The following is a 12,700-nucleotide window of genomic DNA, read 5'->3' as shown; positions in this document are numbered from 1 at the left end:
TGGCGCCATCATTGAGCAATCTAACCCCCAACAACCGCCATTGGGGAAAACAGCATGAATTCCGCGCTCATCGTCATGAGTATTTTGGGCTGCAACGATTCGGCCACGGACTGCCGCTACATCTCGACGGTCGACCAGAGATGGCCAACGGTCGCCATGTGCGATGCCGTTTCCGAAGAAAGGCTACCGTCCTATGCCAATCAGCATTATCCTGTAATCATCGCCGTCTGCCAAAATCCGGACGATGCGATCGAGACAGCAACACAGTCGCAAACCCCTCCCGTGCGGGATCAAGCGTCCGAGCCGATAGCGGCGGCTCCGGAGCCAGACAGCGACGTAAGCGAGAAGCAGAAGGAAGGTCTGGCCAGCCGTGCGATCCAGCGGGTTCGCAACGTTTTGCCAACGACCGAAGGCGTCAAGACGCTCGTGACGACGCCCGTAAGGCTTGTCGAAGGCGGTTATTCGTGGGTTGCCAAGCGTTTCGACCGCTAAGCTCAGGCAGCAAGCGCTAACTCGCTCGCATAGGCCCGTGCGGCGAACCGCATCTCCAGACGATGCCGTCTCTCGATCATCTGGATCATATCCGAGACTGCCGGATGCTGCCCTGCAGCCCCTGAAAACCTCTCGATCAAACGACCGCAGACATCAGCGGTGGAACGACCCGCCGACGCGTCGCGCCAGAGCAGGACAGCCTCGACGAAGACGGCGGCAATCTCTCTTGTCAGACCACAGGCTTCAAAAAGGGCGCGAACGGCATGAAGGCGGCCTGTCGCCAGGATAGGCCTCACGCGACGCTCTCCGAGCCCGGAAAGGGTCGATACCGCCTCTGCAACGAGGTCCGCTTTGCCAAGGCAAAGGGCGTGGATCAGGAAAGACGGTGTGAGGCGTCCCGATGCCCGGAGATGCTCGACGAGTGCCGGCACTTCCTGCTGGGACGTCGTTCCTGCAATTGCGACGGTTGCCGCTTCGTCGGCCTCGCGGCCCACATATTCGATACGGCCGCGAGCAAGCGTCGAGCGGACCAGACCGCAGTTGAGAAGCGTGTCCGCGATATGGCTAACGAGCATGTGGCGCGCTTCTGAAGGAAGGTCTTCGCGCTCGAGCAGAAGGTTGCGAATGTCGTGGCGCTGTCCATGCCGCTCGGCGATCCGGCGCAGGGATATGCCTGTGATCAACGCAGTGCCACTTTCGAGCAGAATTAGAATTTCCGGCTCGTCGCCGATTTCTGCAAGTGCTGCACAGGCGCCGCGGGAAAGATTGGGCCGCGAGGCGATCAGACGCCGGATCATTCCATCGCCTCGGCCGATCAGGTCGACAAGATCCGAGTCGCTTATGACGGGCGAGCGGGCAATCACCGTACAGGCGATCTCGACCTGATCTTCCGCAAGCGCGAGGATGATCGCACGAGGAGCCTGGGGCGAATCGGCGATCGATTCTGCCAATGCGAGACGTACGCGCGGCGAAGGGTCATCGAGAAGGTAAGTGATCGCCAATCCGGCAGCCTTGCGCTCTTCCGCCCCCATCGCCGCGTGGAGATATGCCCGACCAAGGGCATCCGCTGCGCGGGAACGGTCCCCAGCCCTTGCCGTCTCAGCCCAACGAAGAAATGCCTGTACGATCACGACCTGCCCCGGAAACACAACGCTGCTGCTCCGTCTGGAACAGCCTGGTGCCACGGTAGAGACAAAAAGTTTAAGATTGGTTCACCATGTTCCACACCCGGCGCGGCGCACCTCACGCGTAGCCTGAACCAGGCCGAGAGTATGAAATCTCACGTCGGACGGATCAGTTCGAACACGCCCTCGCCGGCATCGGAATAGTCACGGTAGCCCATGCGGCCGACCGGTCGGGCAAGCTGCATGTCGATTCGGCCATCCCGGATGATGTCTTCGGAGATATGGATTCCGACCACCTCGCCAAACACCATGTAGGCGTCGGTGAGCTCGCCCTTGAGATCCTTCGGCTGGATCACTTCGGTAAGACGGCATTCCAGCGCGGTATAGGCCTCCGCAACGTAGGGCGCGTCGACGACCTCTCCCATTCTGGCGGTGAGGCCAGCCAGGTCGAACTCATTCACCCCGTAATCTACCGGAGCCGAGGAAGCGTTGACCTGTTCGGAAACATGGCGGCTGGCCATGCTTGCCGTGAAAAAACCCGTGTCCGACGCATTCTTCAGACTGTGCTTGCGTCCCGACGAGGAGAACATCACGATCTTGGGGTTATCGGACACGATGTTGAAGAAAGAATAGGGCGACAGGTTCAGCGAACCGTCGCGGCCTTTGGTACCGATCCAGCCGATCGGCCGCGGCGCTACGATCGCCTTGAAGGGATCATGGCGCATGCCGTGGGCGTTTGTGTCGGTGCGATAAAACATGCGTTCAACCTGCGTAGGTGACAATGTCGGCAAGAGCCGGCCGCGGCCGGTCCGGCGTCGCGAAATCGCTCGAGCCGATATGAATGAAACCCGCGACCTTTTCGCCCGGGCTTATGCCAAGAGCGTCGAGGGCTCGCTCGTCGTAGCACACCCACTCGGTGCGCCAGTTGGCAACATAGCCATGTGCATTTGCAGCCATCAGCATGTTGAGGCAGACAGCGCCAGCCGACAGGACCTGCTCCCATTCAGGGATTTTGACGTGGGGCTGCGCGGTGCTGACAACGGCAACGACAAGCGGTGCACGTGTGAAACGCGTCAGTTCAGCCTGTTTGGCCGGTTCATTCATCTCCGGGTTACCGGCGAGCGCGAGTTCAAGGAAGGCTTCGCCGAGCTTCGTGCAAACGTCACCCCGATAGACGACAAGGCGCCAAGGCGCGATTTTGCCATGATCGGGAACGCGGACCGACATGCTCAAGATCGATTCGAGCTCTTCTTGCGATGGGCCCGGGCCTGTGATCTGGGCAACGGGCGTCGAGTGGCGCTCTTGCAGGTAATCGCTGAGCTTCAGGTTGTTTTCCATGTCGAAAGCTTCCGATCGATACGTGATATAGAGGTAGGCCTTGAAAATGCCCGGACGTTCGTCTTCAAGTGGCTTCTCGCAAAACAAGAGTCAACGGGTCATATCCTGATGCCAGGCCTATCGTTCGTTACCCGTATCGCTGCTGCAGGCCTGCTGCTGTTGACCGCTGCCGACCTGGGTTTCGCGCAAAGCGATGCGTTCGGAAGCTTCCGCCAGCTCGACAGCACGGGGAAGATGCCCAAGCTGAACGCCTTCTCGGCCACACCGGGCGAAAGCGCCGGCTCGATCGCGAAGGATGTGCGGTTTGATGCCAGGCTGACGGCTGACAGCGACGTGATGCAGGAAGGTCTTGCCTGGCGCGTGTTCAGCCCGATTGCCGGTGTGGACGGCAAGCTTCCGCTTGTTGCAAGCTCCGACGGCGGATCCGCCGCCTTCCAGCTGGCGCCGGGTGATTATTTCGTGAATGTCGCGTTCGGCCGCGCCGGCGTCACGAAAAAAGTAACTGTACCCTCTGAAGGCGACTTCCAGAAACAGACCCTTGTCCTTGATGCCGGCGGGTTCATCCTGAACGCGGTTGCCGGAGCGGACCAAACTATCCCACCGGCACAGCTGAGCTTCTCCGTCTATGCGGCCGAAGTCCGCGAAAACGGCGATCGGGCCCTGGTGATGTCGGAGGTGAAGCCCAACACGATCGTGCGGCTTGCGACAGGGACCTATCACGTGGTTTCTGAGTACGGTGACATCAACGCCGTCGTGCGTGCCGACATCCAGGTGGAAGCGGGCAAGCTGACGCAGGCTGTCTTGCAGCACAAGGCCGCGGAGGTGTCGCTGAAGCTCGTGTCTCAGCCGGGTGGCGAAGCCATCGCCGACACGGCCTGGTCGGTGCTGACGGCAGCGGGCGACGTGGTCAACGAAAGCGTCAGCGCCCTGCCCTCCATGGTGCTGGCCGAGGGCGACTATCTCGCCGTTGCCCGCAACAAGGACAAGATCTATCAGCGCGAATTCAAGGTGACGGCTGGTAACAACGTGGATGTCGAGGTGTTGATGCGCAATGCCAACCCGTCAGATGCCACGACCGCTGCCGTCGTGCCCGACTGACATCGGCTTTCTGGGTCAACTGGCCTTCTTGAGAAACCGCTGACGTCTGACGGGTCGCATGGAGAAGACGGCACTGTGGAGCAGACCGAGCAACTCCTTGCGGTCTGTGGTCCCAGCCATATCGTCCCAGCTCATCACCCTGCCCACCCGTGCCGTGATCGACGTTCCAGACAGGCGTTTAAACTCGCGGATGAGAAGCGACAGCCTGAATGTCATCGAGATCCGGCTGGCCAGATGAAAGAGCCGACCATTCTGCCCCTCGAAATAGACCGGAACCACGTTGGCCCTGGTAGCCTGAATGAGTTTTGCGGCGAAGATCTTCCACGGCAGGTCGTCGGCAATGCCGAAGCCCTTCTTCGCGGTTGCGACACCGCCGGCTGGAAAGATAATGATGGTCGTGCCGTCTTTCAGCAGCCGTATCGCTTCGTTCCGCGTGTGCATGTTCAGCACCAGCGCCTCCTTCGTCTCCTCGAAGGATACGGGCAGCGAATAGGGTTCCATCTCAGGAACCTTCAGGAGATCGTTGTGGATCAGCACGCGGAAAGGTCGGCCGAGCTGTTCGGCAAGTGCCAGCACGGCAATTCCGTCTCCGATGCCGAACGGATGGTTTGCAACGATGACCAGTGGAGACTGCAGCTGTTCTTCGGGAGGCCATGCGCCTTCGATCTCGAGACCCACGTCGATGATATCGAGCATCTTGCCGAAGACGCGGTCGCTCTTGCCGACGATGTCGGTGCGCCAGATATCATACAGCCGGGCGAAACGATCGCGTCCCGAGAGCCCTTCGATAGACCGGATGAACCAGCGCTTGAAGCGCGGATCCCTGTCATTGGCGTAGGACAGTTCTCTGAACCGCAAATCAGTCTCCCAACGGAAAGGCGCATCCGATGGGAAGGCAATATTACAAAACGATTGCAGTTTTTTGACAGCACCCGCGGACATGGCCCGCGGGCGCTGGTCTTGATCAGGCCGGGCGCTTTCTCAGTGCTGCGCGGCGGCGAAGGTCCGGTGGCGTCGCTTCTTCCGAGAGCGACCGGATCGCCTCTTCAAGCGTCATCGACGTTTGCGCCTGCGACCCCAGACGACGGATGTTGACCGAGTTCTCCTCGGCTTCCTTCTTGCCGCAGACGATGATGACCGGCACCTTGGTCACCGAATGCTCGCGGACCTTGTAGTTGATCTTCTCGTTGCGGAAGTCGGTCTCGACCTGCAGGCCGGCATCGCGCAACTGTTCGGCAACTTCCCGACCGTAGTCGTCTGCGTCCGAAGTGATGGTCGCGACAACGACCTGGGTCGGTGCAAACCACAGCGGCATGTGGCCTGCGAAGTTCTCGATCAGAATGCCGAGGAACCGTTCCATCGAGCCGCAGATGGCACGGTGGATCATCACCGGCTGCTGCTTTTCCGAGTTGGCATCGATGTAGAAGGCGCCGAAGCGCTCCGGCAGGTTGAAGTCGACCTGAGTCGTGCCGCACTGCCATTCGCGACCGATCGCGTCCTTCAGCGTGTATTCGAACTTGGGGCCATAGAAGGCGCCCTCGCCCGGAAGAATGCCGGTCTTGATGCGACCGCCGGACTGTTCTTCAATGGTTTTCAGAACGTCCGTCATGACGCTTTCGGCGCGATCCCAGAGATCATCGGTGCCGACGCGCTTTTCCGGACGCGTGGAGAGCTTCACGACCACTTCCTCGAAGCCGAAATCCTCGTAGACGGAGAGGATGAGATCGTTGATCCGCAGGCACTCGGCCGCCATCTGCTCGTCTGTGCAGAACACGTGCGCGTCGTCCTGCGTGAAGCCGCGCACGCGCATCAGACCATGAAGCGCGCCTGACGCTTCGTAGCGGTGAACGAGACCGAATTCGGCAAGCCTGATCGGCAGTTCGCGATAGGACTTCAGACCGTGCTTGAAGATCTGGACGTGGCCGGGGCAGTTCATCGGCTTCAATGCGAAGACGCGATTGTCCGCTCCCTCGTCCTTCGGATGCGTGAACGCGTAAGCGGATTTCACCGCGAACATGTTTTCCTGATACCAGCCCCAGTGACCTGACGTTTCCCAGAGAGACGCGTCGAGAACCTGCGGTGCGTTGACCTCTTCGTAGGTGCCGGCCAGGCGGCGGCGCATGTAGGACGTCAGGGTCTGGAACATGCGCCAGCCCTTGCCGTGCCAGAAGACGACGCCGGGGCCCTCTTCCTGGAAATGGAACAGGTCCATTTCACGCCCGAGCTTGCGATGGTCACGCTTTTCGGCTTCGGCCAGGATATGCAGGTAGTTGTCGAGCTGCTCCTGCTCCGCAAAGGCTGTGCCGTAGATGCGCGTCAGCATGACATTGTTGCTGTCGCCGCGCCAATAGGCGCCAGCCACCTTCATCAGCTTGAAAGCCGTGCCGATCTGGCCCGTGGACGCCATATGCGGCCCGCGGCACAGGTCGAACCAGTCGCCCTGATAATAGATCTTCAGATCCTGGTCTTCGGGAATGGCATCGACCAGCTCGACCTTGTAGGCCTCGCCCTTGGCTGCAAAAACCTCGCGCGCCTTGTTGCGCGGCCAGACTTCCTTGGTGAAGGGCTTGTTGCGCTGGATGATTTCCTTCATCCGCTTTTCGATCTTCGGCAGGTCGTCCGGGGTGAAGGGCTCGGCCTTGGCAAAGTCGTAATAGAAGCCGTTCTCGATGACGGGACCGATGGTCACCTGCGTGCCGGGCCAGAGCTCCTGGACGGCTTCTGCCATCACGTGCGCTGCATCGTGGCGGATCAGTTCGAGTGCCCTGGGGTCCGTACGGGTAACGATCTCGATCTGACCGTCGACGACGGGGTCGGAGAGATCGCGCACGGTGCCGTCGATCGCGATCGCGACAGACTTTTTGGCAAGCGACTTGGAAATGGATTCGGCAACTTCACGGCCGGTCGTGCCGGCATCATACGTGCGGACGGAGCCATCGGGAAATGTAAGGGAAACCTGGGACATGTTCTATCTCCTGTCCAGTCCCGCCAACGAATGCGGGTGGTGGTAAAATGGCCAGATCGACCGGCCGGCAACGGGCGCGGTGATAGTGTGTTTCGGGCCGTTAGTAAAGGTTTGGAACCCGCGAACGGATGGTCGGAAAGCCTATAGCTTCCGAGCTCTGGCGAGCTGCAAGGACTAACGTCATTTGAGATAGTTGGGCTGGTGTCACGCTTATCCATGACGCCAGTATCGCCAGGGCATCCACCAGACCTGGCGTTGCCTCTGCAGGTCCGGAACCGGGTCCAGTCCGCCGGAGCCACCCGGACCGCAGCGCGCGACTCGGTACAGTGTCATCCAGAGACCGGGCCAGAGCCCGTGTCGGGCGATCGCCTCGTAGCCATACTCGGAACAGGTCGGAATATGGCGGCAGCCGTTTCCGACAAAGCCGGAAAGAGTGAGCTGATAGAACCGGATCAGTCCCATACCGGCGAGGCGTCCGGGCGTCTTTTTGAACAGGCCTTGCCAGTTTCGCGATCGATAGGGCCCGCCGCGTTTTGTGTTGTGGTCACAATCCGGCGAACCGCACATCAGGCGGTCGCTTTGTCGGCCCGGTCGCGGACGTCGATCTGATCGAGCGCGTCAACGACCGCATCGAACGTCAGCATGGTAGACGGATGCCGGGCCTTGTAATCCTTCACAGGCTTCAGGTAGCGCATGTCTTCGAAGCGGCCGACCGGGCCTTCGCCGCCCTCTTTCAGCATCGACAGCATGTCGACCCTCGCCTGGCGCAGTTCGTCGACCGGCGCGCCGACGATATGCCGTGCCATGATCGACGACGACGCCTGACCAAGGGCGCAGGCCCTCACCTCGTGAGAGAAGTCGCTCACCACGCCGTCACTGACTTTCAGGTAAACACGAACTTTTGAACCACAGAGCTTGGAGTGCTTTTCGGACGTCGCATCCGCATCGTCCATTGCACCCGCGCGGCCAATGTTCCCCGCAAACTCAAGAATTTTCTGGTTATAGATCTCGTCCATGTCGCTCGCTCACGTCATCGTCCTCGACATCCGCTCGACCGATCGAACGCACCGTCTACCGGGATGACCTACCACAATCTGGATTAGGCCCCTATATGTTGTCCGCGACGGGAATTATCAAGGAAACACGTTTTCGAGAAACGCTTGAAAACGGCGATGGTATGCCTTGAAAATTCGGGACGCGCAGACGAAAAGTCAGGAAACTGGTATTCCGGCGTGATCCATGGCGATCAGCTTTTTTACCATAGTGAGATCGGATGTGGCCCTGGCCCGCATCGAGGGACACAAGATGGATGCTATTTTGAAGAATTTTCCGGCCTCCAGCCAGAAACAGCCTCGTCCGACCCAGCAGGAAGCTGAGGACGCCGTGCGCGTCTTGCTCCAGTGGTCTGGTGACGATCCAGAGCGCGAAGGTTTGCTCGATACGCCGAAGCGCGTTGCAAAAGCCTATCGCGAGCTCTTTTCGGGCTATGATCTGTCCGCCGAAGAGGTTCTCGGCCGGACCTTCGAGGAGGTCTCTGGTTATGACGATATGGTTCTCGTTCGCGATATTCCATTCTTCTCCCATTGCGAGCACCACATGCTGCCGATCAAAGGCAAGGCCACCGTTGCCTATCTTCCGCAGGGCCGGGTCCTAGGGCTGTCCAAGATCGCGCGTGTGATCGAGATCTACGGTCGTCGCCTCCAGACACAGGAAAATCTGACAGCACAGATCGCCAGCGCGATCGACACGACATTGAAGCCGCGCGGTGTGGCCGTCCTGATCGAGGCGGAACACATGTGCATGGAAATGCGCGGTGTGGAGAAGCAGGGATCTCAGACGCTGACGACCCGGTTTACCGGTGAGTTCAAGACCGACGCGGCCGAGCAGGCGCGTTTCTTTACCATGGCCCGCAACCGCTGAGCGCCGAAATGACAATAACTTTTCAAGCGCCGTCGTCGGATAAGGCCGAGCTCGAGGGTGACGGCGCCTTTACGCCGCGTTTCGATACCGACGGTCTTGTGACCGCTGTCGTGACCGACATTCGCGATGGCGAATTGCTCATGGTGGCGCATATGAACGCCGAGGCGCTCGCGCTGACGGTCGAGACGGGCGTCGCTCACTACTACAGCCGGTCGAGAGCGAAACTCTGGAAGAAGGGCGAGACCTCCGGCAATCTGCAGACTGTGCATGAGATCAGGACCGATTGCGATCAGGACGCCGTCTGGCTCAAGGTCTCGATGTCCGGCCATGACGCCGCTTGCCACACCGGGCGACGCTCCTGTTTCTATCGTGCGGTAAAGAAAAGTGACGGTGGCGCTGTCCTTGAAATACAGGATCAACAGCGTCACTTTGATCCAGAGCATGTGTATTCTGGTCATGATGAGACGGGAAAGCGGTAGGCGTCTGCACCGCTTTCATACCATCCCCACCTGAATAACGAATTGGCAACCAAACGATGCGTTAATTGGCGTACGTGGCTGTGTTCAGCTGAGAGGTGATGGCGATGATGAATTGGAGTTGGAGTCGCAACGAGCGGCAAGCCGCGCCAGCAGACGCTGTCACAAATCGGCTCCAGACGTCCCCTCCTCCCATTGTCATTGAGCAGCCACGCAAGGCAAAGCTGTCTTTAGCACTTGGTGGCGGCGCGGCCCGCGGATGGGCGCATATCGGCGTGTTGCGCGCGCTTGACGAAGCCGGCATCGAAGTCGGGATGATTGCCGGCACATCAATCGGCGCGCTGGTCGGAGGCTGTTATCTCGCAGGCAAGCTCGACGAACTCGAAAGCTTTGCCCGATCTCTGACCATGCGGCGGATCGCGGCGCTTCTCGACCTCACCATCGGTGGCGGCGGCCTGATCGGTGGCATGCGGTTGACGAAGCGAATGCAGGAACACCTGCAGGGCATCTCCATCGAAGATCTCGACCGCCCCTTCGTCGCAGTCGCGACGGAACTTCATACCGGGCACGAAGTGTGGATTTCGGCCGGCTCTCTGATCCGCGCCCTTCGGGCGTCCTACGCGCTGCCGGGGATTTTCGAACCTGTGAAATGCAGCGGCCGCACGCTGGTCGATGGCGCGCTGGTCAATCCGGTCCCGACCTCCGTCTGTCGCGCCTACGAGCAGCCGCTGGTCGTGGCCGTGAACCTCAACTACGATGTCTTCGGCCGGTCCGCGGTTGTCAAACACACTGCAGCCGATGCGCCGGACGATCACGAGCGTTCGCGCCATCAGGACGACCCCCGCGTCGGTGTCACCGGCACCATGGTGCAGGCGTTCAACATCATCCAGGAGCGCATATCGCGGGCGAGACTGGCCGGCGATCCGCCTGATCTGGCGCTGCATCCGCGCCTCAACGATATCGGTCTGTCCGAATTCCACCGCGCCGGCGAGGCGATCGACCGGGGCTATGAAGCCACCATGTCGCAGATCGTGGCGCTTCAGCGCATGCAGGAAGTTTTCGCCCGCTAAGATGCGGGCGAACGTGCCACATTCGCTGCCAACTTACCCGGCGATATAGGCCTTCATCTGTTCGGCTTCGATCTCCACTTCGCGCAGCCGCGATTTCACGACGTCGCCGATCGAAATGATGCCGGAGAGCTTGCCGTCGGCTTCTACCGGGACATGGCGGAACCGTCCCGCCGTCATCATGCCCATCACCTCGTCTGCCGTCTGATCCTCCCGACAGCGTTGCACGGAGGTTGTCATGACGGCCTTGACCGGCTGCTCCAGCGCATCGACGCCTTTGGTGGCGATGCAGTGGACGAGGTCTCTCTCGGTAAAAATGCCGGCAATACGCCCCTCCATACCGGCAATGATCACGGCACCGATGTTTCGGTCGTTCAAGATGCCCGCGATCTGGCGCAACGTCTCGTCCGGGCTGACGGTCACGACGTTACGGCCCTTCGAATCCAGCATGCTCTTTACGGTCGTCGACATGGCTCGCTCCTCCAAAACCATTCGAACCGAAACGTCTCCCCTCAAAGACGTTTGCGGCACAGTCCCTCGACGCGAAGTTTAAGACGACAGCAACTGGAGATCAAGCGGGCGCCAATGGATGGTCATCGGCGGCAATCCTGTCGAACAGGCCGAAAAACAAGAAGCCGAAGAGAAAGCCACCGATATGAGCATCCCAGGCAATTTCTCCGACATCGGATCCGATCAGCGGCAGGCCGATGGCGACAAGCACGTTTCCGAAGAACCACATCGCCGTGAAAATCACCACTGTCCGGTTCCGGAAAGAGCCGAGTATGGACTGACGTGGATGGAGATGGCCGAAACTGCGGTCGTATCCGCGGCCGTCCGGGAACGCGAACCGGCACGCGGCGCCCATCAAGCCTGAGACGACGCCTGAAGCGCCGACGAGCAGCGTCTGGTCGCCCCAATGCAGGCCGGCGTGGAAGAAAGCTGCCGCCGCTGCCGAGAAAATCCAGAACAGCACGTAGCGGAGAGTTCCGATGCGACGCACGACCGGCGCTCCAAAGGCAACCAGCCAGAGTGCGTTAAAGCCGATATGCTCGATACCGCCATGCAGGAAGGAATAGGTGACAGGCGTCCACAGCCATTCAAAATTCTGCTCCGCAAACGGAACGACGTAGCGTACGGGCGTGAAGGCGAACCACATCAGCACCGAGATCTGCGCCTCCTCGTCGAGCAAGTAAGCATCGACAAGATAGACGACGGCCAGGAACAGGACCGTGATCACCAGACTTCGGGGAAGATTGAAAACTGGCTGCGACGACTGGTCGTCGATGGTGTCCGCATCCCTGTCCGTATCGTTCGTGGCACCCGGCAGGTCTTGCCTGTCGCTCATTACAATTCCTTCCCTGTTGAAGCGTCAGGCTTACAGGACGACCCGCCTGAAGAAAAGCTGCAGATAGCACCGGATACAAGCACTTAGTCGCCGGGTTCGACATTCTTTCGTCTAGGCTCACCGCTCTGGCATGGTTTTCGCAGCGTTAAGGCTGACCCTCGTGTTGTGCCTTAGAAAGCGGTTCAGCACGGGATGAAGCGTCTCGAAATGGATCACGGGAAAGCGAATGCGAAATCCGGCTACGACGGAAATCTTCGAATACTGGACAGGTCTGTGCGACGGGCGGTTGCCTCCCATGCGCAACGAGATCGATCCGGTCGCCCTGCGCAGATTTCTGCCTCATCTCTTCATCGTCGCAAACGAGGCAGACGACCAATTGACGTTTCGGCTTGCGGGAACGCGGTTATGCGAGTTGTTCGGTGGCGAGTTTCGCGGAATGCCGTTCCGCACGATCTGGGATCTCGAAGAAAACGATCGCGCCCAGGAGGTCGTCATTCAGATCCTCGTCCATGAGAAACCCGCGATTGCCGACGTAGTCCTGAACGTAGCCGGCACGTCAATCGAATGCGAAATGCTGATGATGCCGCTTCGCTCTTCCGAAACCGGGAGCGACCGGGTACTCGGAGCACTTCTGCCTGCCGACGGCCCTTTCCCGGTAGCGGCCAGACCGGCAAGTGGGCTGCATCTTCAAGATTGGGGCTTTGTCGAAAGCGATGAAACCGGCAGGTTGTCCGTCTGCGGGCATGACCAGCCGCAGTTGGTCCAGTCAGGACTTCTGCGCCGCTTCCTGCCGGCGAGCTTCTTCCCACAATGACGGCTTCGGGAACCATATATTAACGCCCTGTCGCTAATGTAGGCTAGGACTCTAGCTGAAA

The 12,700-nt window shown here is 59.9% G+C and carries 15 protein-coding genes; 6 read left to right on the top strand and 9 right to left on the bottom strand.

The window, feature by feature from the left end; translation table 11 throughout:
• The first annotated feature begins 54 nt into the window (after nt 1-54).
• Nucleotides 55-492: a hypothetical protein gene (locus J3A65_RS09375; protein ID WP_209900848.1), complete on the top strand. Its 438-nt coding sequence runs from the start codon at nt 55-57 to the stop codon at nt 490-492.
• 2 nt (nt 493-494) lie between these two features.
• On the opposite strand, the gene J3A65_RS09370 is transcribed toward J3A65_RS09375, so the two are convergent.
• The 3 genes from J3A65_RS09370 to J3A65_RS09360 form a co-directional block, all read right to left on the bottom strand.
• Entirely contained in the window at nt 495-1,622 is a 1,128-nt protein-coding gene (locus tag J3A65_RS09370; protein WP_209900846.1) for a DUF2336 domain-containing protein, read from the bottom strand.
• 149 nt (nt 1,623-1,771) lie between these two features.
• Complete coding sequence (locus J3A65_RS09365) at nt 1,772-2,374, bottom strand: flavin reductase family protein (RefSeq protein WP_062456946.1); 603 nt, start codon at nt 2,372-2,374, stop codon at nt 1,772-1,774.
• A 4-nt stretch (nt 2,375-2,378) separates the two neighbouring features.
• Complete coding sequence (locus tag J3A65_RS09360) at nt 2,379-2,954, bottom strand: nitroreductase (RefSeq protein ID WP_209900844.1); 576 nt, start codon at nt 2,952-2,954, stop codon at nt 2,379-2,381.
• 108 nt (nt 2,955-3,062) lie between these two features.
• Between J3A65_RS09360 and J3A65_RS09355 the strand changes: the two genes are divergently transcribed.
• Nucleotides 3,063-4,052 (top strand): hypothetical protein, encoded by a 990-nt coding sequence (locus J3A65_RS09355; protein WP_174196665.1) that lies wholly within the window; start codon nt 3,063-3,065, stop codon nt 4,050-4,052.
• A 15-nt stretch (nt 4,053-4,067) separates the two neighbouring features.
• On the opposite strand, the gene J3A65_RS09350 is transcribed toward J3A65_RS09355, so the two are convergent.
• The 4 genes from J3A65_RS09350 to J3A65_RS09335 form a co-directional block, all read right to left on the bottom strand.
• Nucleotides 4,068-4,910 (bottom strand): lysophospholipid acyltransferase family protein, encoded by an 843-nt coding sequence (locus J3A65_RS09350; RefSeq protein WP_062580687.1) that lies wholly within the window; start codon nt 4,908-4,910, stop codon nt 4,068-4,070.
• Nucleotides 4,911-5,016: 106 nt separating this feature from the next.
• The gene (thrS, locus tag J3A65_RS09345; RefSeq protein WP_209900842.1) at nt 5,017-7,017 is read right to left on the bottom strand and encodes a threonine--tRNA ligase; all 2,001 of its coding nucleotides are present in this window, start codon (nt 7,015-7,017) and stop codon (nt 5,017-5,019) included.
• Between the two features lie 210 nt (nt 7,018-7,227).
• On the bottom strand, nt 7,228-7,584 hold the full coding sequence (gene yidD / locus J3A65_RS09340; protein ID WP_209900840.1) for a membrane protein insertion efficiency factor YidD: 357 nt from the start codon (nt 7,582-7,584) through the stop codon (nt 7,228-7,230).
• Complete coding sequence (locus J3A65_RS09335) at nt 7,584-8,033, bottom strand: iron-sulfur cluster assembly scaffold protein (RefSeq protein ID WP_062456964.1); 450 nt, start codon at nt 8,031-8,033, stop codon at nt 7,584-7,586. Before J3A65_RS09335 ends, yidD begins: the two co-directional genes overlap by 1 nt.
• A 289-nt stretch (nt 8,034-8,322) precedes the next feature.
• Here J3A65_RS09335 and folE point away from each other — a divergent pair, with 289 nt between their 5' ends.
• The 3 genes from folE (at nt 8,323) to J3A65_RS09320 (ending at nt 10,483) form a co-directional block, all read left to right on the top strand.
• Nucleotides 8,323-8,937: a GTP cyclohydrolase I FolE gene (gene folE / locus J3A65_RS09330; RefSeq protein WP_113110831.1), complete on the top strand. Its 615-nt coding sequence runs from the start codon at nt 8,323-8,325 to the stop codon at nt 8,935-8,937.
• 8 nt (nt 8,938-8,945) lie between these two features.
• The gene (hisI, locus tag J3A65_RS09325) at nt 8,946-9,416 is read left to right on the top strand and encodes a phosphoribosyl-AMP cyclohydrolase (RefSeq protein WP_209900838.1); all 471 of its coding nucleotides are present in this window, start codon (nt 8,946-8,948) and stop codon (nt 9,414-9,416) included.
• Nucleotides 9,417-9,520: 104 nt separating this feature from the next.
• Nucleotides 9,521-10,483 (top strand): patatin-like phospholipase family protein, encoded by a 963-nt coding sequence (locus J3A65_RS09320; RefSeq protein ID WP_062458055.1) that lies wholly within the window; start codon nt 9,521-9,523, stop codon nt 10,481-10,483.
• A gap of 33 nt (nt 10,484-10,516) precedes the next feature.
• Here the strand turns inward: J3A65_RS09320 and J3A65_RS09315 are convergent, their stop codons facing one another.
• Both J3A65_RS09315 and J3A65_RS09310 read right to left on the bottom strand, forming a co-directional pair.
• The gene (locus J3A65_RS09315) at nt 10,517-10,951 is read right to left on the bottom strand and encodes a CBS domain-containing protein (protein WP_062456971.1); all 435 of its coding nucleotides are present in this window, start codon (nt 10,949-10,951) and stop codon (nt 10,517-10,519) included.
• Between the two features lie 100 nt (nt 10,952-11,051).
• Nucleotides 11,052-11,825: a rhomboid family intramembrane serine protease gene (locus J3A65_RS09310; protein WP_209900836.1), complete on the bottom strand. Its 774-nt coding sequence runs from the start codon at nt 11,823-11,825 to the stop codon at nt 11,052-11,054.
• A 226-nt stretch (nt 11,826-12,051) separates the two neighbouring features.
• Here J3A65_RS09310 and J3A65_RS09305 point away from each other — a divergent pair, with 226 nt between their 5' ends.
• Nucleotides 12,052-12,639: a PAS domain-containing protein gene (locus tag J3A65_RS09305; RefSeq protein WP_209900834.1), complete on the top strand. Its 588-nt coding sequence runs from the start codon at nt 12,052-12,054 to the stop codon at nt 12,637-12,639.
• The last annotated feature ends 61 nt before the right edge of the window (nt 12,640-12,700 follow it).

Origin of the sequence: Rhizobium sp. PvP014 (assembly GCF_017876855.1) — a bacterium.
Classification (GTDB): domain Bacteria; phylum Pseudomonadota; class Alphaproteobacteria; order Rhizobiales; family Rhizobiaceae; genus Neorhizobium; species Neorhizobium soli.
Note: the sequence above shows the minus strand (reverse complement) of the source record. Positions and strands in the feature narration are given on the sequence as shown.

Bases quoted from the DNA above. Each gene is read 5' to 3' on its own strand.
- J3A65_RS09375 (WP_209900848.1), top strand. From the start codon at position 55: ATGAATTCCGCGCTCATCGTCATGAGTATTTTGGGCTGCAACGATTCG.
- J3A65_RS09365 (WP_062456946.1), bottom strand. From the start codon at position 2,374: ATGTTTTATCGCACCGACACAAACGCCCACGGCATGCGCCATGATCCC.
- J3A65_RS09360 (WP_209900844.1), bottom strand. From the start codon at position 2,954: ATGGAAAACAACCTGAAGCTCAGCGATTACCTGCAAGAGCGCCACTCG.
- J3A65_RS09355 (WP_174196665.1), top strand. From the start codon at position 3,063: ATGCCAGGCCTATCGTTCGTTACCCGTATCGCTGCTGCAGGCCTGCTG.
- thrS (WP_209900842.1), bottom strand. From the start codon at position 7,017: ATGTCCCAGGTTTCCCTTACATTTCCCGATGGCTCCGTCCGCACGTAT.
- yidD (WP_209900840.1), bottom strand. From the start codon at position 7,584: ATGTGCGGTTCGCCGGATTGTGACCACAACACAAAACGCGGCGGGCCC.
- J3A65_RS09335 (WP_062456964.1), bottom strand. From the start codon at position 8,033: ATGGACGAGATCTATAACCAGAAAATTCTTGAGTTTGCGGGGAACATT.
- folE (WP_113110831.1), top strand. From the start codon at position 8,323: ATGGATGCTATTTTGAAGAATTTTCCGGCCTCCAGCCAGAAACAGCCT.
- hisI (WP_209900838.1), top strand. From the start codon at position 8,946: ATGACAATAACTTTTCAAGCGCCGTCGTCGGATAAGGCCGAGCTCGAG.
- J3A65_RS09320 (WP_062458055.1), top strand. From the start codon at position 9,521: ATGATGAATTGGAGTTGGAGTCGCAACGAGCGGCAAGCCGCGCCAGCA.
- J3A65_RS09315 (WP_062456971.1), bottom strand. From the start codon at position 10,951: ATGTCGACGACCGTAAAGAGCATGCTGGATTCGAAGGGCCGTAACGTC.
- J3A65_RS09310 (WP_209900836.1), bottom strand. From the start codon at position 11,825: ATGAGCGACAGGCAAGACCTGCCGGGTGCCACGAACGATACGGACAGG.
- J3A65_RS09305 (WP_209900834.1), top strand. From the start codon at position 12,052: ATGCGAAATCCGGCTACGACGGAAATCTTCGAATACTGGACAGGTCTG.